Here is a 21744-nt window from a genome sequence, read left to right on the forward strand (position 1 = left end):
ATGACCGGGATTTTTTAGAGATGGGATCTTTTGGCAGTCCCCGAAATCTTTTAAAGATGGGATCGTCCGCCGTAGCATAGTCTCCCGTCCCGGGGACTATGCTACCAGTCTTGCCAAACAATATCACCAGGAACCGCATAATAAACCACCCCATACACCCGAGGCAAAATAGAATCCGAACGTCCTCCAAACATACAGCATGCGTGCCGTACTTACGACAGGATCGACTACCAGTCTAACGTTGCCAGTCGGATGATAATAGAAATGTAAAATACGATCATGCCCAGGTAAAAAATACGCTTGCCATGCCGCCTGTCTTTTTCGGAGTATTCATAAACTCTTTGACCATCGGGTAAAGTCTTTTTATAGGTAAACAAATGCCACCCAACAATGATGGCGAAAAGTCCCCCGAACAAGATCGCCAGATAACCGATAAAAATCCAAACCCGGTTGCTTTCGTCCGGCTTTGCAAGTTCGACGATGCGTTGCTTTTTTAGCGACTCAATAATTTCATCATTTACTTCTCTTCCCCGTTCTCTTAATATTTTTTTTGCGAGTTGATAGTCGAGTGCGTTCCATTCATCGGGCTTGCTCAGGAGGTCGAAAAGCTCTTCATCGGTAAACTCAAAGAGATAGTGTGTTTTGTCGACGGTGTTCAGATCGGTGTTGCCAAGGTCCAGCAGGAGCGCATTCGCTTTTGGAAAATCCTCGGATTTGATTTTTACATAGTAAAACTCCGTCGTTGGATTGGTGCCGTAAAGAACGTCAAGATTTTCGATGTCCCGTGTGATTTGAAAGGCAATGCCATGCGCCTGGAGCGGATTGGTCAGGGCTTCGGCGCTTTCCTTGTCGGTGTACTTCTTGAATATTAAAAATTCCATAGTATGTATGCCTTTCAGTCAGCGGTCATGACGATGATGCCTTGAGTGGGATTAAAACCTCAAAGTAAAAATCGTCTCCACGTCAGGCTCGGAGACAACCGTGATGGAACCGTTGTGCATCTGCATGATCTGTCGCGAGAGACTCAACCCGATGCCGGAGCCTTGCCGCTTCGTGGTGTAGAAGGGCACAAAAATATGCTCCAACGCTTCCTTGATAATGCCCGAGCCGTTGTCGCGGATTTGTATGATCACGGCGTTCTCATCATAGAACCCCGTCATTTCCAACACTGGTTTTTCGGTTTCGGCCAGCGCCTCGATGGCGTTTTTCAAAAGGTTGATCAGCACTTGCTCGATCATTTCCACGTCGGCCTGGATGGTGAGGTATTCCGATGAGCAGGAATAGTGAAAATTGATATGCGTTTTCTTCAACTCCGTCTTCATCAATTGAGCCACGTGTTCAAGAAGGTCTTTGAGGCGAACGGTGGCCATCTTGGGTTTGGGAAGCGAAGTATATTCGCGGTAGGCATCGATGAATTTAATCAGGCCACGGCTCCTGTTCTCGATGGTGCTGAGGCCCTCGCGCAAATCTTCGGCTCCTTCTTGTTGCAATTCATAATGATCGGCTTTCTTCTCCATATCATGATCCAGGATCTCGCGCAGGGTGGAAGTGAGTGAGGAAATAGGCGTGATGGAGTTCATGATCTCATGCCGCAACACGCGCGTGAGGTTTTGCCAGGCCTCCAGTTCTTGTTGTTGCAATTCAGGCTGGATGTTTTGCAGCGTCACCAGCTTCACATCCGTGCCGCGGATGCGCAGTTCGGTGGACTGAATGGTGAGGTAAAGCTCGTTGCTGCCTTTGTACAGCTCGCTCTTGCCCGATTCCACGCTGTTGATGGAGTGATAGAGCTTTGGATTGATGTGGATGAGCTCATGGATGTTTTTGATGTTGGTGATGCCCAGGAACTTCTTGGCATTGGCATTGACCAGTTGCACGTTGCCTTCGGTGTCGAACGAAAGAATACCGGTGCGGACCTGTTGTACCACCGTATTGAGATATTGTCCGTGCTCTTCTTTTTCAGAACGCGCCCGGCGAAAAGCTTCGAGCACTTCGTTGAAAGCGATGTTGAGATCTTTGAAGGATTTTCCCAGTTTGTTGTCGGACGCAAACCCGGAAATGAAATCGGAATATTTCACCGACTCCAGGAAGCGTGTAAGCTTCCGGTTGGTTTGACTCACAAAGCGAAAGATCTCCGTGAGCTGGAGAACAATAATGATCCCCGTTAGCAACGCGGCAAAGAGCATATTGGGCCGCGTGACCATGTACATAAACAAAGCCATGGTGAGGCCCAACAAGATTACCCGCAGGATGACTCGGGTTCTAAAGTCATTAAATCCAAAGTTCAAAGGTAGCGCGTTTCTCAGTATTCGGCTTCAAGTTCACGGTTTCACGCGTGTAAAGCAAATGCATTTTTTGCCTCTCTAAGCCTTTCCAAAGAGAAAAGCGGCTAGAGATCAATATCTGAATAGGCGGCTAAAGTCGAAAAATGAATAGTTTGTCAGTCCAGATTGAGCGATAGCTTGTGAATCAAATAAATAAATGTTTTTTTTGCGACGCTAATTAATTAGGGCAGGCGCTTATAGCGCCACCGGCGTCACACGAACCAACGTCATGTCCCAGATGTAAGCAATCATTGTAACTTTTTGCGTCAGATGAATACCTTAAAAGAAAAATTACCACAGGCCTTTAGTCGTTTCCTTATTGCCGGCATTGTAGCGATGACAATGTCATGTAACGATGGTTCGGCCGGTTTAACAAGTTTAATAAACGTCACCAACGAAGCTGCTGGTACAAAGTGTCAAGATGGTGGACTAAAATTGGAAACCGGGATTGATACAAATAGAAACGGCACGCTCGATGCAGGGGAAGTTCAGCAAACAGAATTTGTTTGTAATGGCATTAACAATCAGAATTCGATCACGAAATACACAACCGAACCGTCAGGCTTGAGTTGCAGCGCAGGCGGACAGAAAATCGAAACGGGGAGAGATAAGAACGGAGATGGAACACTTGAGGAAACCGAAATCCAACAAACCATGTTTGTGTGCAATGGTATGAACGGTGTTTCCGTAAACGAAATAAGATTAAAGATAGTTTCTAAGTACGGTAACGACAGTGGAACTGTTTTTACTACTACCGAACTATACGACTTTGACATAAGAAACTACCCTGGCGTTGATTCAGCAGTATTTGTAGTGGACGGAGTGCGTTCTTACAACGGCGGCTGGGCTGGCTTTCAATTGTTCGACGCAACCCATTCTGCTTTCATTGACGGATCCAAAGTCAGCACGAATTTGACAGACCTGAAAGGTATCCGTCTTTATAGCGAAAATATTCTGTCCAAATTGCCGCAATCGAAGGTGGACATCAAAGTGGCGATAAGCGAGGCCGGGTGGCTTGTAGACGCTTCTCTGTTTTTGTATGACGTAAAATAAATGGGGTCCAAATCTCCCCCGCACTACGATAGCAAAGCTCGCCAGAAACGGCGAGCTTTTTTTCTGCGGACATCTCAAGGGAAGCACGGGATAACGTCCTACAAACCATACTTCTCCAACCGGCGATACAATGACGACCGGGTAAGCCCCAACTCCGAAGCTGCCTGCGTAATATTCCCGTTGTATTTCTTCAACACCTTCCGAATCAGTAGCTTTTCCACCTCTTCCAGATTGTATTGCTCCAGGCTAAGCTGCCCATCCTCCTTCGCAGCCGAAGCCGTAGTGAAATTAAAATCCTCCGGCTGCAAAACGTTGCTGCTACTTAGGATGATCGCCCGCTCAATAGCGTGCTGCAACTCGCGAATATTTCCCGGCCAGGGATGTTTATGCATCCGCGACATCGCCCCCTCGCTGATCTTCGTCACCGGCTTGTCATATTTGGCCGCATAGTGTTTCAGAAAGTGATTGGCCAGCAAGGGAATATCTTCAAAGCGCTCGCGTAAAGCGGGAATTTCAATTTCGATGGTATTGATCCGGTATAACAAATCCTGCCGGAAGCGATTCTCCTTCACCATGTCATAGAGCGGCATGTTGGTGGCGCAGATCAACCGGATGTCGATCGGCGTATCTTTGTTGGATCCGACCCGGCTCACTTTCCGGTTCTGCAGCACCGTGAGCAACTTGGCTTGCAACGGCATGGACAGGTTGCCGATCTCGTCCAGGAACAGCGTGCCGTTGTTGGCCAGCTCGAAGCGGCCGGCGCGGTCTTCCTTGGCGTCGGTGAACGACCCTTTCTTATGCCCGAACAGCTCGCTTTCGAATAGGGTCTCCGTGATGGAGCCCAGGTCGACGCTGGCAAAGTTCTCGTTCTTGCGCGACGAATTCCGGTGGATGGCGCGGGCGATCAGCTCTTTTCCCGTGCCGTTCTCACCCAGAATGAGCACGTTGGCATCGGTTTTAGCCACCCGGTCGATGGTCGAGAAGATCTTTTGCATGGTGGCACTTTGACCGATGATCTCGCTATAGCGGTCGTTGAGCACCTGGTTGATCTCCTGGTTTTTGATCTTGAGGGTCTCGATAACGTCGCGCGACTCGCGGAGTCGCATGGCCGAATAGAGGGTGGCTTGCAGTTTTTCGTTTTCCCAGGGTTTGAGCACAAAGTCGGTGGCGCCGGCCTTGATGGCTTTCACGGCCATTTGAATGTCGCCATAGGCGGTGATGAGCACCACCACGGCCGAAGGGTCCTGCTGGAGGATGCGCTCCAGCCAATAGTAGCCTTCGCTGCCGCTGCTCACGTCTTTGGTGAAGTTCATGTCCAGCAGGATCACATCATAATCCTCGTTGTTCATGAGGGCGGGCAGGGCTTCGGGATTCTTTTCGATGTCGACTTGAGCAAAATGCCGTTTGAGGTGCATCTTGGCGGCTTTCAGAAGATCTTCGTTATCGTCTACAATGAGGATTTTTCCTTGTTTCTGTTCCATTCAAATTGGTTGGTTAGGCTCGTAAAAACTGTATCATTAACAAACACGGCTGTCCGCTAATGGGCAAAGGCCATACCGAAACATATTTCCGGTCAATTTCAGCAAAAATAGCCCTTTTATGCCCGTTTCTTCGTTCGGAACCGGACAGTCACGTTCACATGTGAACGAGAAATGGCATTTCAGAACACGGAAATCAGGGCTAAAAATGCACTTCCAGCGGTTGGCACACTTGTTGGCATTGGGGCTAGCATGACGTGAAGCGGACATGCGCATTTTTACTGCCGCCGCATGCCTTCACGGTAAACCTGAAATTTTAAAGAGACAGAATGGACAAGCAAATCAAGAAGAAGACCTGGACGGTGAAACGTATCGCTACCTATGGCGGCATTGCCCTTTTCGTGGCATTTATTGGCTATCAGTTTATTTTTGCCGACCGGCGGTCGCACCTTAAGATCGAAAGGGAAAAGATCACCATCTCCGATGTGAAGCGGGGTGTGTTCCAGGAGTTCATTCCGCAAACCGGTGTCATCGAGCCGGCCCGCACGGTTTATCTTGATGCCGTGGAAGGCGGAACGATCAAGCGCGTGGTGGCAGAAAGCGGTTCCATGCTGAAAGCCGGCGATGTTATTTTGGAGCTGAGCAACCTTAACCGCGAATTAACAGTCTTACAGCAGGAAGCGGCCCTGAACGAAAGTATCAACCGCGTACGCGAGACGCGCCTGAACATTACTCAAAACGACTTGACCCAACGTCAAACATTGGCGCTGATAGAAAGCCAGTTACAGGTTGCGGGGCCGCAATACGCGCGTCAGAAGCAACTTTATGAAAAGAAACTGATCTCTAAGCAAGAGTTTGAAAAAACGGAGGCCGACTATAAGTATTACCTCCAGAATAAGAAAATAACCTACGAAGTGTACAGAATCGATTCGTTGGACCGCTTCCGTCAGCTTTCGCAGATGAACTTCTCCGAGATGAAGATGACCCAAAGCCTTAACGGCATGGGAAAGATCCTGGACAACCTCATTATCCGCGCCCCGCTGGACGGTCAGCTTTCGCGCCCGCAATTGGATGCCGGCCAGAACGTGAACCCCGGCCAGCGCCTCGGACAAGTGGATGTGGTGGGAAGCTATAAAGTGAAGGTGCCTATTGATGAATTGTACTTGCCGCGCATTACCACCGGGCTGCACGCCACAACAACGTTCAACAATAAGGATTATAGCCTGCAAATCATGTATATTTATCCGACCATCATAAACGGACGGTTCGATGTGGATATGGATTTTGTAGGGGATGTGCCCCCCGGAATTCGCCGCGGTCAATCCCTCAGATTGCGGATAGAATTGGGCCAGTCGTCGGAAGAGCTGTTGTTGCCTGTGGGCGGATTTTATAAAGATACCGGCGGAAATTGGGTATTTGTGTTGGATGGCGAAAACAAAGCGGTGCGCCGCGATGTGAAACTGGGTCGGAAAAATACCGAGAACTTCGAAGTGCTGGAAGGCCTGAAACCGGGCGACAAGGTGATCACCTCGTCGTACGAGAACTTTGGAAATAATGAAGTATTGGTCTTGGATAAATAACAATTCAAGACAATACGGTAACAACTCAAGGCAATTTGTAGTCTAACGAAGTAACCTTTGTCATAAAAAGAAGTAATTAGTCAAACCAAAAACGAGTATTAACCATCCATCTGAAAATAACCAGCCATGATCAAACTTAAGAACCTTGAAAAAGTCTACACGACTGAAGAAGTAGAAACCACCGCCCTCAACAATATCAACCTCGATATTAAGGAAGGTGAGTTTGTGGCCATTATGGGGCCCTCCGGTTGCGGTAAATCCACGCTGCTGAACATCCTGGGCTTGCTCGACAACCCTTCCGGCGGCGAGTATCACTTCGGCGAACACGAAGTGGCCAAATACTCCGAACGCCAGCGCGCCCAATTGCGCAAAGGCTCCATCGGCTTCGTTTTCCAAAGCTTTAACCTCATCGACGAGCTCACCGTATTCGAGAACGTGGAGCTGCCGTTACTCTACATGAAAGTGCCCGCTTCCGAAAGAAAACAACGCGTGGAAGAAGTGCTGGAGCGCATGAACATCATGCACCGTCGCAACCACTTCCCGCAACAACTCTCGGGTGGTCAGCAACAACGTGTGGCCATCTCCCGTGCCATCGTAGCGAAACCTAAAGTGATCCTGGCCGATGAACCTACCGGTAACCTGGACTCTGCCAACGGCGAAGAAGTGATGAAGCTCCTCTCGCAATTAAATGAAGAAGGAACCACCATCGTGATGGTTACTCACTCGCCCTACGATGCCAACTACGCTCACCGCATCATCAACCTGTTCGACGGTAAAGTGGTAACGGAGAACATCAAAGAGCAATTCCATATTTAGGCGCTCACCCAAAAGAGGGCAGCCACGCGATTGTGGCGGTCAGAAGAAGCTGCCTTCTTCAAACAACATACAGACCCCGATGGAAACATCGGGGTCTATTTTTTTTGTGAAGCCGGACATACCACTGTACACTTCCGTACATCGATCGGTCGGCGATCCTTGAAACGAACGTTTTTTGAACGAATCGGGTCATGGCATATTTCTTGGACATAGGGGTGCAACCTGTGGCGCACGATTGTAGTCTTATTGTCGACCAAATAAAACCCTGCATGATCCAAAATTTTCTACGCATCACGATTCGCAACATGATGAAGAACAAATTGTTCATCTTCATCAACGTGTTTGGGATGGGCATCGCGATTGCCTGTTGCATTGTTGCCTACTTCAACTGGGAGTTCGATGCGCGTTTCAACACGCATCACGTCAATGCACCCACGATCTACCGTGTAAGTTCTATCCGTGAGTTTCAAAAACAAACCACGCTCTACGGCCATGCCCCGATTCCCCTGGGCGCGGCCATCCGCCAGAACATGCCCGATGTGAAACACGTAACGCGCCTTTGGTGGTCGTATTCCGATTTTAAAGTAGATGACAATATTTTCCGCGCCGGCCTGGCCTATGCCGACCCCGACCTCTTCGACATGTTCACATTTGAATTTATCAATGGCAGTCCGGCGGCCCTGAAAGATAAATCCAAAGTAGTGCTCAGCGACGAGATGGCTATCAAATTGTTTGGATCCACCGACGTGGTGGGCAAAATGCTCACCCAGGTAGACGGCGCCATCCTGAAGGAAAAGGAAGTGGGAGGGGTGTTTAAAAAACAACCCGCCGGTTCCAGCTTCGCCGAGGATTCCTACACACACTTCGATAACTTCTTCGACGACGTGAAAGAGGTCACCGAAAACGACTGGAAGAACCGCGACATGCTGTTCGTACAGATCGAGGACCCGAGCCGCGTAGAGGCCGTGCAAAAGCAACTTCAAACCTTCGTGGAAAATAACAACAAGGTTCGCGAGGATTTCGTCATCAAAGAATTTGTGCTCGACCCTTTCGTGGGCATGGCGCAACGCGACGAGAACCTCGACACGTGGTCTAGATTGCGGCCGTCCAGCCCGAAGGCCGCCGTGATCAGCCCCATCATGATGGCCTTGCTGACCTTGCTCATCGCCTGTTTTAATATGACCAACACCGCCATCGCCATTTCTTCGCGAAGACTGAAGGAGATCGGCATCCGCAAAGTGATGGGCAGCGTGCGCAGTCAACTCATCATCCAATTCATTGGCGAAACCATGTTTGTTTGTTTTGTCGCGTTGATCGTTGGCTTGTTCCTGGGTGAGGTGTTATTGCTGTCGTGGAATGCCTTGTGGACGGAGATGAAGCTCACCTCGCATTATCTCGACAATCCTTCCTTTATCATTTTCCTGGGGAGCGTCCTGTTTTTCACCGGCCTGGTGGCGGGCAGTTACCCGGCATTTTATATCAGCAACTTCGAACCCGTCAGCATCCTGAAAGGTAAGCTGAAGTTTGGAGGCACAAACTATTTCACGCGCACGCTGCTGGCTTTGCAGTATGCGATTTCGCTCGTCGCCATCATTTTCGCCATCGCCTTCTACGCCAACTCCAAATACCAATACAATTTCGACCTGGGATTCAACGAGAAGAGTGTCATCATCGCCTATGTGAGCAACCAGGGCGAGTTCGATACCTATCGCAATGCGATCCAACAAAACAAGGACATCGTTTCCATCGCCGGCTCCAAACACAGCATCTTCTCGTCGGGATATAACGACCCGATCAAGCACGAGTCCAAACAAATGGAGACCGACATCATTGAAGTGGGCGACGGTTATTTGAACACCATGAGCATGCACCTGGTGGAAGGCCGCGACTTCATCAAAGACTCCGAAAGCGACAAGAAGGAATCCGTCATTGTCACCGAAAAACTGGCGAAAGACTTCGGCTGGGACAAGCCACTGGGCAAGGAGATCATCTGGATGGATACCGTCAAACTCTATGTGATCGGCGTAGTGAAAGACGTTTATACCAACGGCTTGTGGGATAAAATGGATCCGCTGATGCTCCGCTACATCGGCCCCGAGCAATACACCCACGTGATCGTGAGTGGCCCCACGGATAAACTGGTGTCTATCAACAAAGCGATGGAGGCCCAGTGGAAACAAGTGTTCCCGAACCGCATCTACAACGGCCGCTTCCTGGACGAAAATACCGTGGAAGCCCGCGAAGTGAACGACAACATCGTGAAGATGTTTGCCTTCCTGGGCATCGTGGCGCTGATGCTTTCGGGCACGGGCTTGTATACCCTGGTGTCGCTGAACATCATCAAGAAAATGAAAGAGATCGGCATCCGCAAAGTGTTGGGGGCTTCCGTTTCCAACATCACGCGCATCATCAATGCGGAATTTGTGATCATCCTCGTCATCGCCTCGGCACTCGGATCGTGGTTAAGCTACTATGCTGTGGATTGGCTCATGGATAGCATATGGGATTACTATCTTCCCATGTCGAATGTCACGGTGGCCGTTTCGGTGTTCATTTTGTTCTTCATATCGGCAGTGGCTATCGGCTATAAAGTGCTAGGCGCCGCGACCATGAACCCGGTGAACACTCTACGGGTGGAATGATCCCATCAGCCAAACCCATGGAAAGATGTTACAGAAACCCTTGGGGCTCTGTAACATCTTGATCATGAATATCGTCTACAGGTACTAGAATATACGGCCCTTGCGTCTCTAACCTAGAAATCTTCTCCTTGCGCATATGTTCAAAAATTATTTCAAAGTCGCCGTCAGGAATATCCTGAAGCACAAATTCTTTTCGGCCATCAATATCCTGGGCATGACCACGGGTATTGCGGCAAGTTTGCTCATCATTCTATACATCACCGACGAGCTAAGCTACGACACCTTCCATGCCAACGCCGACCGCATCTATCAAGTGGGGCTTCACGGCAAACTTGGAGGGCAAGATATCCGCACGTCCAACACTTGTCCACCGATCGCCGCGGCTATGGTGGCTGAAATTCCGGAAGTGCAGGCCGCTACCCGTGTAACGCCACGCTTTGGCCGCCCTCCGGTGAAATACGAAGACAAGGTGTTTACAGAAGACAAGGTTTTCTTCGCCGACTCCAACTTCTTTGAATTCTTCAGTTTCCATTTAAAGGAAGGCGACATCAAGAATGCACTGAAAGAGCCCAACACCTTGGTACTCACGGAAGAGATGGTCAAGAAATATTTCGGGAACGAACCGGCCATAGGAAAGATCCTGGCCATTGGCGACGACAAGACCGCATTTAAAGTGACGGGTATTGCCGAAAACCCGCCGTCAAACTCCCACTTCGGGTTCAACATCTTGTTGTCGAGCGAGTCGAACAAAGATTTGAAGACGGGCATCTGGCTAAACAACTTCATGTACACCTACTGCATGCTCCAACCCAACGCCAGCGTGGAGGCCGTCAACAAGAAGTACGAAAACCTGGTGGAGAAATACATCGGTCCTGAATTGGAAAAATTCATGGGCACCACCCTGGCACAGATGAAGGCCAGCGGGGGAGCTTTCGGTTATTTCAGCACCAAGATCACCGACATTCACTTGCGGAACACCGCCCAGGATTCGATGGAACCCGGCGGCAACGTGATGTATATCTATTTCTTTGGCGGTATTGGTGTGTTCATCATCTTCATCGCTTGTATCAACTTCATGAACCTCTCCACCGCGCGTTCCGCGGGACGGGCAAAGGAAGTGGGCTTGCGCAAAACGTTGGGATCGCTCCGCGGCCAGATGATCGGTCAATTCCTGGCCGAGTCCATGTTGTATAGCCTCGTGGCCGTTGGGCTGGCCCTGGCAGCGTGCTATTTTCTGCTTCCCGCATTCAACCTGTTGTCGGGCAAGCTCATGTACATGAGCGCCCTGGCGCGTCCGCAGGTGCTCGTCGGCATCGCAGCCCTCATCGTGTTTGTGGGACTGGTGGCCGGCAGCTATCCGGCCTTCTACCTCACGTCGTTCAGCGCGGTGGAGGTACTCAAAGGAAAAGTGCGCGCCGGCATGAAAACCAAGGGCGTGAGAAGCTTCCTGGTGGTTTGCCAGTTTGCGCTCTCCATCTTCCTGATCATTTTCACGCTGGTGGTCTACCAACAGATCCAATACATGCAGGAGAAGAACCTGGGCATCGACAAGAATAACATCCTGGTCCTGCGCAGCACAAGTCGCCTGGGCACCAACAAGGAAGCCTTTAAAAATGCTTTGGCCCAGCAAACGGGCGTGGTGAAGCTCAGCTATACCACCAACACCTTCCCGGGCGTCAACAACACCACCATCTTCAAATCGGCCGGCTCGGAGCAAGACCATATCATGGGCGTTTACGCCGCCGACCAGGATCAGCAGGATGTGATCCGGTTTGAGATGAAAGAAGGACGTTATTTCTCCCGCGAGTTCCCGAGCGATTCGTCGGCCATCATCCTCAACGAAGCCGCCGCGCGCGAATTCGGATTTACCCAGCCTATCGGCGAAGAGATATTATTCAATGGCGACGGCGACGGCACCACAACCACCCACCTGCGCGTGATCGGAGTGGTGAAGAACTTCAACTTCGAATCGTTCAAATCCGACGTGCGCCCCATTTCCATACGCCTCGCTAAAGATGCCAACAACCTCATGATCCGCTACGAAGGCAACCCCACAGCCCTGGTGGCCACGGTTGAAAAACTTTGGAAGGAACACTCCAACAACGAGCCGTTCGAATACACCTTCCTGGACGAGAACTTCGACGAGCTTTTCCGCGCCGAGCAGCGCATGGGCAACCTCTTCAGCATTTTCTCGGGATTGGCCATCTTCATTGCTTCCCTCGGATTGTTTGCGCTGGCAGCGTTCACATCGGAACAACGCACCAAGGAGATCGGCATCCGCAAGGCCATGGGGGCAACAGTTTTCAGCCTGACCATTTTGCTGTCGAAAGAGTTCACAAAGCTGGTGCTCATCGCCTTCGTGCCGGCCGCCATTGGTGGGTGGTATGTGAGCAACCAGTGGCTGCAAAGCTTCACCTACCGCATCCCCGTAGACCCCATGGTCGTGATCCTGAGCGGACTGGGGGCCATCCTGGTGGCCTGGCTGACGGTGAGCTACCAATCCATAAAAGCGGCCCGTTCAAACCCCGTGGAGTCACTCCGGTATGAATAGGGAACAATAGCAGTAAAAGGGGCGCTTTTATCAGAAAAGCGCCTTTTTTATGTAAATTTCGAGGCTTTTTTGTTCTAATGTTAAGTTTTTGTTAATGTATTCACATTCGACTAACATTTGATACCTTAGTGAATCAACCACTAGTTTTATGGAAAAAGCGAAGACCCAAAAATCGTCCAAAAAGGCTCTGAGAAGCCTCATCAACGACTCTCTTCAACAATCCCTCAATACCCTGGAACTTCCGCAATCCAGCAAGAAGGCCAAAAAACTTCTTCACCGCAGCGCCAAAAAACTGGCCATCATTTTCGCGGATGCCATGAAGCGTGAGGAGAAGAAAAAGAAGAAAGCTGAGAAGTTCATGGAAGACGCCGTGTCCGGAAAGGGAAAGAAGAAAAGCTCAAAACAAGTGAAGCTGGAAAAGCACGCTGAGTTGGCGAGTTGATCTTTCAAAGACCACCACGAAGAAACACGCTAAGCCCTTGATGAAAGGGCTTATTTTTTTGCCCCAAACTTCGCGCGATAGTAGTCCCGGTCCTCAAACCACTCCATGATCGCGATGTTCATGAGCACCAGCAGCATGCCGTAGAGGAAATCTTCAAAAGGAATGGTGCCCAGGCGAATGCCCAGCAGTTGCTTGTCGTTGTACCACACCACCGGGGTGTGAAGCAGCCAGCCGGTAAGCACTCCGTTGAAGAGAAAGAACGGCAGCAAGATCACGATGAACGCGAAATAGAATCGTCCCATATACCGCGGCCGGATCTTCAACATCAGGTAGGCCAGGAACAACGACACGACAATAAAGGTCACGCCTGTATACAACTTGTCCATGTGAAAAATGCCAAAGATGAGCAACAGGATGATCAACGCGCTCGAGATCAGCTCCTGGTGGGGGAAGAGATAATCTTTTTCGATCAGATGATTCAGGGCGAAGTAAGTGAAGACACACGCGTAGGGGATGCAAATAAAAAACAGGATCTCTTCCAGCGGCAGGTTGCCAATGAAGACGCCGCAAAGATATTGAGCGTTGAACCCCCACACACCCAGGTGGGTGAACAGGCTATCCCACGCGCAAAAAAAAGGCACCGAAATGAGCAACGCGATGCCCAGGTATTTCCATTTCTTATAGAAGGGTGCTTTGGACTGAAAGCTGACCAGAAACGGCAACAAGAGGGAAACGATATCGATAGAAAGGTATAAGTATTTTGAATTCAAAGGCTATTGGGTTTCTTGGCGTTCTTGTTTATAGGTGAAATTTTCAGGTTCGTATTTTTTGGGTGCAATTAAAAATCCAAACGCTTCGCAGCCTTCCCGGGAGTGCTTGCTGTGGTGAATATAGTGTGCGTGGATGATTCGCTGAAGATATTTGCTTCTTTTTTCCGGCCGCCACCGGATGCGTTGGTGCACCAGGATATCGTGGAAGACCAGGTAGAACAGTCCATAACAGAAAATACCCGTGGCCACAGCCAGTAGATAGGGATTGTACACGACTTGCGAGGCATAGTAGAATAGGCCAATACAGGGCAAGCTGAACACCAGCGCAAACAGGTCGTTGCGTTCCAGGACATGTCCGTGCACCGTGTGGTGGGACTTGTGCCAGCGCCACAAAAATCCATGCATCACATATTTGTGGCTGAACCAGGCCACGAATTCCCACAGCAAAAAGGTGCCGGTAGCGATGAGCGAGCACAATATCAGGGTGAGGAGATCCATGGCGGCGATAGTCAAAAATAGCATTTAACGGGGCGGTCCACAAACGTCAAGGTATCGGGCAAACGACGGGGGGGCCTAGGGAATACCGTAGCCTGCTTCGTCGGTAGTTTCCGCGGGCCTGGAAACTTCGCGAATCTGACGGAGTTTTGAGAAAAAATCACGGAGTCCGTTCCCACACGGATGGCGTAAACTGCACACGTTTTAGTGAATAAATTTTCATACATTTCCCTACTATTCTGCCCAAAATGGTTTTGAAATTCCTCCGAAAAAATGAACTTGGAACTGCATTGTAAGGCTATGAAAAACTTTTCGTTTTCAACTGCGACAATGACCCTCATCGCTATTGTCATGCTGACTTCTTCCTGCCGGGAAAAGTTGTCGGCATCGCGTTCAAAAGATTCTGTTGATTACAATCTCCACATCCGCCCGATCCTTTCCGACCGGTGCTTTAAATGCCATGGACCTGATGCCAACCAGCGCAAAGCGCATCTCCGCCTCGATACGCAAGAGGGTGCGCTGGCCGCGTTGAAAGATGACCCGGAAGGTCACGCCATCGTACCCGGCGATCCCGAGCATTCCGAAGTGTACCTGCGGCTTATCTCGACCGACACCGCAGAGTTGATGCCACCGGTAAAATCCAATCTGAAGATCAACGAACAGGAAATTGCGCTCATCAAAAAATGGATCGCCCAGGGTGCAAAATACAAACCACACTGGGCCTTCATTCCACCCCACAAAACGGCAGTGCCCGAAGTGGATGATGCGGAATGGCCAAAAAATGAGATCGACAATTTCATCCTCGCGCGCCTGGAAAGCAATGGCATCGAGCCCAACGAAACGGCCGATCCCGCCCGCTTGCTAAAACGCGTTAGCTTCGACATCACGGGGCTGCCGCCGACCCTGGCCATGCAGGACAAATTTTTAGAGGACAACTCGCCGGAGGCATACGCCAAAGTGGTCGATGAACTTTTGGCTCAACCCCAATATGGAGAAAAAATGGCCGCCTACTGGATGGATGTCGCTCGCTATGCCGACTCCCATGGCTACCAGGACGATGGTCTCCGCACCATGTGGCCCTGGCGCGATTGGGTCATTCATGCCTTCAACGCCAATTATCCTTACGACCAATTCATCACCTGGCAACTGGCGGGCGATCTGCTGCCCAATCCCACCAAGGAGCAACTACTGGCGACAGGTTTCAATCGCAATCACAAGATCACCCAGGAGGGTGGTGTCATCGATGAGGAGTATCGCATCGAATATGTGACCGACCGCACCAACACGTTCGGCAAAGCGTTCCTGGCCCTCACGTTCGAGTGCGCCAAGTGTCACGATCACAAATACGATCCCATCCTTCAAAAGGATTATTACAGCACGTTCTCGTTCTTTAATCAAGTGCCCGAAAAAGGGTTGGTAGGCGACATCACACTGGCCTCCCTGGCCGATCCCCCCAACATGAAGATCACCACAGCCGACGTGGAGAAGATCCTGACCTTCATCAACAAAAAAGATACGGCGACCGTCCCCGTCATGATCATGGCCGACAAATCCGACAAACGGCCCACCTATCTCCTGAAGCGCGGTGTTTATGATGCGCCGGGCGATAGGGTATACGTTGGCCTGCCCAAAGCCATCCTGCCGTTCGACTCCGTGCGCTATGGCAATAATCGCTTGGGTCTGGCCCATTGGCTCACCGACAAAAATAATCCGCTCACGGCGCGTGTTTTTGTGAACCGCATGTGGCAGGAATTCTTCGGACGCGGCCTTGTCAAAACTTCCGGCGACTTTGGTATGCAAGGCGAAATGCCCTCCCATCCCGAATTGCTCGACTGGCTGGCGCTTGACTTTATGGATCATGGATGGGACATCAAGCGGCTCATCAAACAATTTGTTACCTCGGCGACCTACAAACAGTCGTCGGTGGTGAGCGAGAAGAAATTGGCGGTCGATCCCGAGAATATTCTGCTGGCGCGAAGCTCGCGGGTAAAAATGTCGGCAGAGGTCATTCGAGACCTGGCGTTGGCCAGCAGCGGCCTGTTGGTGAAAGAGATCGGTGGTCCAAGTGTGAAACCCTACCAGCCGAAAGGCATCTGGGAATCGTCTACATCGGGTAGGGGCGTATTAGCGCGATACGTGCAGGATCACGGCGACAAGTTATACCGGCGGGGATTGTACTGTTTTATCAAGCGCACCGTGCCACCGCCGAGCATGCTGGTGATGGATGGCAGCAACCGCGACCAGTGCGAAGTGAAGCGCATGCGCACCAACACACCGTTGCAGGCCCTCGTGCTGTTGAACGACCCGGTGGTCCTGGAATCGTCGCGGGTTTTTGCCGAGCGGCTGGCACAGAAAAATTCCACGATCGAAGAAAAGACCATTGAGGCCTTCCGCTCCATCGTGGCGCGCGCGCCAAAACCGGAAGAGTTGAAAGTGCTGTTGACTTATTACGAAGAAGAGAAGAAAGGCTTTGATCAGTCGCCGGAGAAAGCACGGGAATTCATTGCCGTAGGAGAATATCCGCAGACCGAGATCAAAGACGTGGCATCGGTGGCAGCCCTGATGCAGGTAGTGCACACGATTTTTAACCTGGAGGAATCCATCACAAAAGTTTGAGGTATGGAAAATGAATTCATAAAGCAACGCTTCCACGTCACCCGCAGACATTTCCTGGGGAAGATGAGTCTTGGATTGGGCTCTGTGGCACTGGGCTCGTTGCTGATCCCCGACCTGTTCAAATCCGGCGCCGACGAAGGCGCGATGTTGGCAGGCCTCCCGCATTTTGCCCCCAAAGCCAAACGCATTATTTATCTTTTTCAAAACGGCGCCCCTTCACAGTTGGAGAGCTTCGACTACAAGCCGCTGCTGAATAAAATGGCAGGCCAGGATCTGCCTGCGTCCATTCGCATGGGGCAGCGCCTCACGGGCATGACCTCGGGACAAGCCAGCTTTCCCCTGGTGGGCTCGCATTTTTCGTTCAAGCAATACGGTCAGTCCGGCGCATGGGTAAGCGAGATCTTCCCCAACATGGCCAAGATCGTAGACGACGTGTGCTTCATCAAGACGATGCATACGGAAGCCATCAACCACGATCCGGCGCTGACCTTCATGCAGTCGGGCGCACAGCAAGGCAACCGCCCCAGCATGGGCGCCTGGCTGAGCTATGGATTGGGTAGTGAGAACAAAAACCTTCCCGCTTTTTGCGTGCTGCTCTCCCGCGGCCGCGGCAACGGTCAGGGCGTTTACTCGAAGCTGTGGACCAATGGATTTTTGGATAGCATTCACCAAGGGGTTCAATTCAGTAGCAGCGAAGAAAGAGTGCTCTACCTGAAAGATCCCCAGGGAAGAGACCGCAACGGCACCCGCAAAATGCTGGACAACCTCGCCGAACTCAACGCCATGAACTACCAGGAGTTTGGCGATCCGGAAACACAAACGCGCATCCAGCAATATGAAATGGCCTACCGCATGCAAACGGCCGTGCCCGAACTTTCTGATTTGACTCAGGAGCCGGATCATATCATAAAAATGTACGGCGCCGACTGTCTCGTGCCGGGCACCTACGCATCCAACTGCTTGCTGGCGCGGAAGCTCTCCGAGTCAGGTGTTCGCTTTGTGCAGCTGTACCACCAGGGCTGGGACCAGCACGGCAACATGGTCGGCGAAATGCCCCTGCAGGCCGAAGATGTAGACCGCTCCACTGCCGCACTCGTGATGGACCTGAAGCAACGGGGCTTGCTGGATGAGACCTTGGTGATCTGGGGAGGCGAATTTGGTCGCACAAACTATTGCCAGGGCAAACTGAGCAAGGAAAACTATGGACGCGACCACCACCCGAGAGCCTACACCATCTGGATGGCCGGCGGCGGGGTGAAACCCGGTCTGGTCTATGGAGAGACCGATGAATTTGGCTATAACATCGTGCGCGACCCCGTGCACGTAAACGATTTTCATGCGACCGTCCTTCACCTGATGGGCCTGAACCATGAACAACTCACCTATAAACACTTGGGTAGACGATATCGCCTCACCGACGTAGCCGGCAAGGTGGTTTCGGGAATACTGGCTTGAACCGCTCATGGAGAGACTACAGCGCATCATCCTGAATATCATTTTCTGTATCCAGGTCCTTCTGATTTTTTTGTTGTTCTTCGAAGACCAAATACAACTCCCGGCCTGGCTGCAGGTGGCGGGACGCATGCACCCGTTGGTGTTGCACATTCCGATTGGCATGATGATCTTTTTGGTGGCGCTGCTCCTGATGGAAAAATGGTTAGATCAGGCCGTGGCCCCGGTGATCATCAGCTTCGGCCTCATCCTCACCTCGCTGTCGGCTTCCGTGACGGCGTTATTCGGATTTTTTCTGAGCCTCCAGGGCGATTATGGCGCCGATGCGCTTACCCGTCACAAAGTGAGTGGCGTGTTGTTGAGTTTCTTGTGCTACTTCGTGGTGTTGTTATATCAACAGAAAAAACGTCAAGCCATATTCTTTGGAGCAGGTCTGGTTTGCTTTGTCACGCTGGTCGTGGCCGGTCACACCGGGGCCGTGCTCACCCATGGCGAGAACTTTGTGCTGGCCCCCATGACCCGCGGTGAAAAGCCGGTGTTGACCGTAGAGACAGCATCCGTCTATCATTTCGCGGTGGAACCGATCCTCGAAAAGAAGTGCTTCTCCTGCCACAACGAATCCAAAGCCAAAGGTGGCCTCATCATGACCACGGTAGAGAAGTTCAAGGCCGGCGGAAAAGAGGGCACGGCCTTCACCGAAGGCCATCCCGAAGCGAGCCGCATGATCAAAGCATTCTATCTTCCTTTGAGCGACGACAAACACATGCCCCCCGACGGCAAACCTCAACTCTCATCCCTCGAGATCACCACCCTCAAAGCATGGATCAAGGCCGGGGCCGACTTCGATAAAAAACTGGCCGAATACAAAGCCAGCGACTCGCTCACTTTCATCACCACCGCCTTTGCATCATCGACTACGCCCGACCAGGAAAATCAAGTGCTGTATACTTTTCCGGGGTTGTCCGACGACAAAGTTGCCAAACTGAATACACCGTTTCGGTCGGTGTTCCCCCTGTATCAAAACAGTCCCGCGTTGCAGGCCGATTTTTTTGTAAAGAAAGCATTTGAAGTAAAGGCCGTGGAGGAATTGAAAGCGGCAGCCAATCAACTCGTCGTCGTCAATCTTTCGCGCATGCCGGTAACCGATAAAGAGATCCCCCTCTTGGCGACTTTCAAAAACCTGGAACAATTGAACCTGAACTTCACGGCCATCACCGGAAGCACACTCGGTGAATTGAAAGCGCTAAAAAATCTGAAACTTCTTTCCCTTTCCGGCACGGCCATAAAAGCCAAAGACCTCGACCCGGTCCTGGACGCACCCGCCTTGCACACCGTGTATCTTTGGAATACCCCCGTGACCGACGCCGAAATCGAAGCCTTTCAAAAAGAACATCCGAAGATCACGTTTATAAAGGACTCCTTTCACGACAATACCATCCTGCGCCTCAGCAAACCCTCGCTTGAAAACGAAGGTGTGGTGAAACGAAGCGATAAGGTGAAATTGAAACACACGATGCCGGGCGTTACCATCCGCTATACCCGCGATGGCACCAACCCCGACAGCGTGAACAGCACAGAATTCAAAGAGCCATTCCTGGCCACGGAAACCTTTGTCATAAAAGCACGGGCCTGCAAGGCTACATGGCATTGCAGCGACGTGTATGAATCCACTGTGTTTGTGGAAGGCATTCACCCTGTGAAAATGAAATTCTTCAATGAGCCCGATCCGCAATATCCCGGCGAAGGGGTGACCAGTCTCATGGATCATCGGAAGGGCGTGAGCGATGTGTTGAAGGAGCCCTCATGGGTGGCCTATCGGGACAAACCATTTGCCGCAGGGTTTTGGTTTGATAAGGAATTCCCAAAAAGCATGGTGTTCAGTTATGCCAGGAACCTGGGCGCCTATAGTTTTCCGCCCACCGATGTCGAGGTGTGGGCGGGGAAAGATGAGAAGGATGCCAAACTGATCCAACGCATCAAGATCGAGCAGCCCAAGGGCTACGACGCCAACAAAGTGGCGGCCCTCACCATCCCTTTGTCACCTCATTCCTATGCGTTTTATAAGATCGTAGCGCACCCGGTGGCAAAACTTCCGGCGTGGCACGATGGCAAAGGAGACAAGGGCTGGGTTTTCTTTGATGAGGTGTTTTTTTATTGAGCTATCCCAAGGCATTCTTGAATACACGGAGAACACGTTCGCGCGCGAAAGCTTGGTCGACGATCGGCTTAGGATATTTTTCGGACTCGAATTCGGGCACCCATTTTTTTACATAGACCAGTTCTTTGTCAAATTTTTCGGTTTGCAACCGCGGGTTGAAGACACGGAAATAGGGGGCGGCATCACAGCCCGACCCGGCAGCCCATTGCCAGCCGCCGTTGTTTGCGGCGAGATCATAGTCCAGTAATTTTTTTGCAAAGTAGGCCTCCCCCCAGCGCCAGTCGATGAGGAGGTGTTTGGTGAGAAAGCTGGCGACGATCATGCGCACGCGGTTGTGCATGAACCCCGTCGCGTTCAATTCCCGCATGCCTGCGTCCACGATAGGATAACCCGTTCTACCTTCGCACCAGGCTTCAAATTCCTGTGGATCGTTGCGCCAGGCAATCCGGTCATAGGCGGGCTTAAACGATTGGCTTTGCACCTGCGGGAAATGCCAGAGGATCATTTGGTAAAAGTCGCGCCAGATCAGCTCATTCAACCAGGTGGCGTTTTTCTGCGCGCCCAATTGGGCCAGCTTGCGGATGCTCACTGTTCCAAAACGCAGGTGGACACTCAACCGCGTTGTGCCTTTCACCGCAGGAAAGTCGCGCTGCTGGTCATACTTTTCGACAACGGCACGCTTCACCACGCGCTCGGGAAAATCAATCGGCGAGGGTGTGAATCCCAAATCGTCAAGTGCTGGAAAAGGAAGGCGCTTTGTTCTTAGAAAATGTTTGAAATATTTTTCAGTAGGATAGGACTTCAGGTGAAAGGGGGTTAGAGCAGCCTTCCACTTCCGGCTGTAGGGCGTGAAGACGGTGTAAGGCGATCCGTCGTCCTTGACAACTTCGCTCTTTTCGAAGATCACCTGGTCTTTGAAGGTTTTGAACGCGACATCTTTCCGCTGGAGGATATCACTTATCTGAACGTCGCGTTCCCGGGCATACGGCTCGTAGTCGTGATTCGTATAAACGGCTTTTGGTTTCAATGTTGCATACAACCTAACGGGGTCGCCACACAACACCAGCAGCGAACTCCCCAATTCTTCCAATTGCGTTTTTAAAAGCTCCAGGGACTGGTGAATAAAGGTGACCCGTGCGTCATCGCGGTCATCCAGTTTGTCCAGGATCGATGTATCGAATATAAAAACAGGAAGCACATCCTGGTTTTCTCTCAACGCATGATACAACCCGGCATTGTCTTGCAGCCGAAGGTCCCTGCGGAACCAAAATAATGTTGTGGACGATGTGACCAGGGTGGCGGGAACTTCGAATAAGGCAGTCTTCACGAAATCATTTTTTCTCTAAACGTTCGATTGATCAAGTTGTTTG

15 protein-coding genes are annotated in these 21744 nt (G+C 51.1%); 9 read left to right on the top strand and 6 right to left on the bottom strand.

Annotated elements, in window-relative coordinates:
* Positions 1–227 precede the first annotated feature (227 nt).
* Positions 228–881, bottom strand: a complete 654-nt coding sequence (locus BUB30_RS25265; RefSeq protein ID WP_073139995.1) for a hypothetical protein — start codon at positions 879–881, stop codon at positions 228–230.
* A gap of 51 nt (positions 882–932) precedes the next feature.
* Positions 933–2219, bottom strand: coding sequence for a sensor histidine kinase (locus BUB30_RS25270; RefSeq protein WP_073141161.1), 1287 nt, complete (start codon positions 2217–2219; stop codon positions 933–935).
* Between the two features lie 372 nt (positions 2220–2591).
* On the opposite strand from BUB30_RS25270, the gene BUB30_RS25275 reads away from it, so the two are divergent.
* Positions 2592–3374, top strand: coding sequence for a DUF7151 family protein (locus BUB30_RS25275; RefSeq protein ID WP_073139997.1), 783 nt, complete (start codon positions 2592–2594; stop codon positions 3372–3374).
* Between the two features lie 98 nt (positions 3375–3472).
* Here BUB30_RS25275 and BUB30_RS25280 read toward each other — a convergent pair whose 3' ends face one another.
* Positions 3473–4855 (bottom strand): sigma-54-dependent transcriptional regulator, encoded by a 1383-nt coding sequence (locus BUB30_RS25280; protein ID WP_073140000.1) that lies wholly within the window; start codon positions 4853–4855, stop codon positions 3473–3475.
* A gap of 326 nt (positions 4856–5181) precedes the next feature.
* Here BUB30_RS25280 and BUB30_RS25285 point away from each other — a divergent pair, with 326 nt between their 5' ends.
* The 5 genes from BUB30_RS25285 (at position 5182) to BUB30_RS25305 (ending at position 12883) form a co-directional block, all read left to right on the top strand.
* Positions 5182–6432: an efflux RND transporter periplasmic adaptor subunit gene (locus BUB30_RS25285; protein ID WP_073140003.1), complete on the top strand. Its 1251-nt coding sequence runs from the start codon at positions 5182–5184 to the stop codon at positions 6430–6432.
* Between the two features lie 126 nt (positions 6433–6558).
* Positions 6559–7248, top strand: coding sequence for an ABC transporter ATP-binding protein (locus tag BUB30_RS25290; protein ID WP_073140006.1), 690 nt, complete (start codon positions 6559–6561; stop codon positions 7246–7248).
* A 269-nt stretch (positions 7249–7517) separates the two neighbouring features.
* Complete coding sequence (locus BUB30_RS25295; RefSeq protein WP_073140009.1) at positions 7518–9890, top strand: ABC transporter permease; 2373 nt, start codon at positions 7518–7520, stop codon at positions 9888–9890.
* A 136-nt stretch (positions 9891–10026) separates the two neighbouring features.
* Positions 10027–12441, top strand: coding sequence for an ABC transporter permease (locus BUB30_RS25300; protein ID WP_073140012.1), 2415 nt, complete (start codon positions 10027–10029; stop codon positions 12439–12441).
* 148 nt (positions 12442–12589) lie between these two features.
* Complete coding sequence (locus BUB30_RS25305; protein ID WP_073140015.1) at positions 12590–12883, top strand: hypothetical protein; 294 nt, start codon at positions 12590–12592, stop codon at positions 12881–12883.
* 50 nt (positions 12884–12933) lie between these two features.
* Here BUB30_RS25305 and BUB30_RS25310 read toward each other — a convergent pair whose 3' ends face one another.
* Positions 12934–13653, bottom strand: a complete 720-nt coding sequence (locus tag BUB30_RS25310) for a lycopene cyclase domain-containing protein (RefSeq protein ID WP_073140017.1) — start codon at positions 13651–13653, stop codon at positions 12934–12936.
* 3 nt (positions 13654–13656) lie between these two features.
* Positions 13657–14175, bottom strand: coding sequence for a sterol desaturase family protein (locus BUB30_RS25315; protein WP_245804173.1), 519 nt, complete (start codon positions 14173–14175; stop codon positions 13657–13659).
* A gap of 303 nt (positions 14176–14478) precedes the next feature.
* On the opposite strand from BUB30_RS25315, the gene BUB30_RS25325 reads away from it, so the two are divergent.
* The 3 genes from BUB30_RS25325 to BUB30_RS25335 are packed head-to-tail and all read left to right on the top strand — an operon-like array spanning position 14479 to position 20374.
* Positions 14479–16764, top strand: coding sequence for a PSD1 and planctomycete cytochrome C domain-containing protein (locus BUB30_RS25325; protein ID WP_394334006.1), 2286 nt, complete (start codon positions 14479–14481; stop codon positions 16762–16764).
* A 3-nt stretch (positions 16765–16767) separates the two neighbouring features.
* A complete protein-coding gene (locus BUB30_RS25330) occupies positions 16768–18219 on the top strand; it encodes a DUF1501 domain-containing protein (RefSeq protein WP_073140029.1) in 1452 nt (483 codons plus the stop codon).
* A 7-nt stretch (positions 18220–18226) separates the two neighbouring features.
* Positions 18227–20374 (top strand): c-type cytochrome domain-containing protein, encoded by a 2148-nt coding sequence (locus BUB30_RS25335; protein ID WP_073140031.1) that lies wholly within the window; start codon positions 18227–18229, stop codon positions 20372–20374.
* A gap of 1 nt (position 20375) precedes the next feature.
* On the opposite strand, the gene BUB30_RS25340 is transcribed toward BUB30_RS25335, so the two are convergent.
* Positions 20376–21701, bottom strand: coding sequence for a cryptochrome/photolyase family protein (locus tag BUB30_RS25340; protein ID WP_245804174.1), 1326 nt, complete (start codon positions 21699–21701; stop codon positions 20376–20378).
* Positions 21702–21744: the final 43 nt, after the last annotated feature.

It is taken from the genome of Chryseolinea serpens (assembly GCF_900129725.1).
Classification (GTDB): Bacteria; Bacteroidota; Bacteroidia; order Cytophagales; family Cyclobacteriaceae; genus Chryseolinea; species Chryseolinea serpens.

Excerpts from the sequence above, each read along its gene's own strand:
- BUB30_RS25265 (WP_073139995.1), bottom strand. The coding sequence starts at position 881 with ATGGAATTTTTAATATTCAAGAAGTACACCGACAAGGAAAGCGCCGAA.
- BUB30_RS25270 (WP_073141161.1), bottom strand. The coding sequence starts at position 2,219 with ATGGCTTTGTTTATGTACATGGTCACGCGGCCCAATATGCTCTTTGCC.
- BUB30_RS25275 (WP_073139997.1), top strand. The coding sequence starts at position 2,592 with ATGAATACCTTAAAAGAAAAATTACCACAGGCCTTTAGTCGTTTCCTT.
- BUB30_RS25280 (WP_073140000.1), bottom strand. The coding sequence starts at position 4,855 with ATGGAACAGAAACAAGGAAAAATCCTCATTGTAGACGATAACGAAGAT.
- BUB30_RS25285 (WP_073140003.1), top strand. The coding sequence starts at position 5,182 with ATGGACAAGCAAATCAAGAAGAAGACCTGGACGGTGAAACGTATCGCT.
- BUB30_RS25290 (WP_073140006.1), top strand. The coding sequence starts at position 6,559 with ATGATCAAACTTAAGAACCTTGAAAAAGTCTACACGACTGAAGAAGTA.
- BUB30_RS25295 (WP_073140009.1), top strand. The coding sequence starts at position 7,518 with ATGATCCAAAATTTTCTACGCATCACGATTCGCAACATGATGAAGAAC.
- BUB30_RS25300 (WP_073140012.1), top strand. The coding sequence starts at position 10,027 with ATGTTCAAAAATTATTTCAAAGTCGCCGTCAGGAATATCCTGAAGCAC.
- BUB30_RS25305 (WP_073140015.1), top strand. The coding sequence starts at position 12,590 with ATGGAAAAAGCGAAGACCCAAAAATCGTCCAAAAAGGCTCTGAGAAGC.
- BUB30_RS25315 (WP_245804173.1), bottom strand. The coding sequence starts at position 14,175 with ATGCTATTTTTGACTATCGCCGCCATGGATCTCCTCACCCTGATATTG.
- BUB30_RS25325 (WP_394334006.1), top strand. The coding sequence starts at position 14,479 with ATGACCCTCATCGCTATTGTCATGCTGACTTCTTCCTGCCGGGAAAAG.
- BUB30_RS25330 (WP_073140029.1), top strand. The coding sequence starts at position 16,768 with ATGGAAAATGAATTCATAAAGCAACGCTTCCACGTCACCCGCAGACAT.
- BUB30_RS25335 (WP_073140031.1), top strand. The coding sequence starts at position 18,227 with ATGGAGAGACTACAGCGCATCATCCTGAATATCATTTTCTGTATCCAG.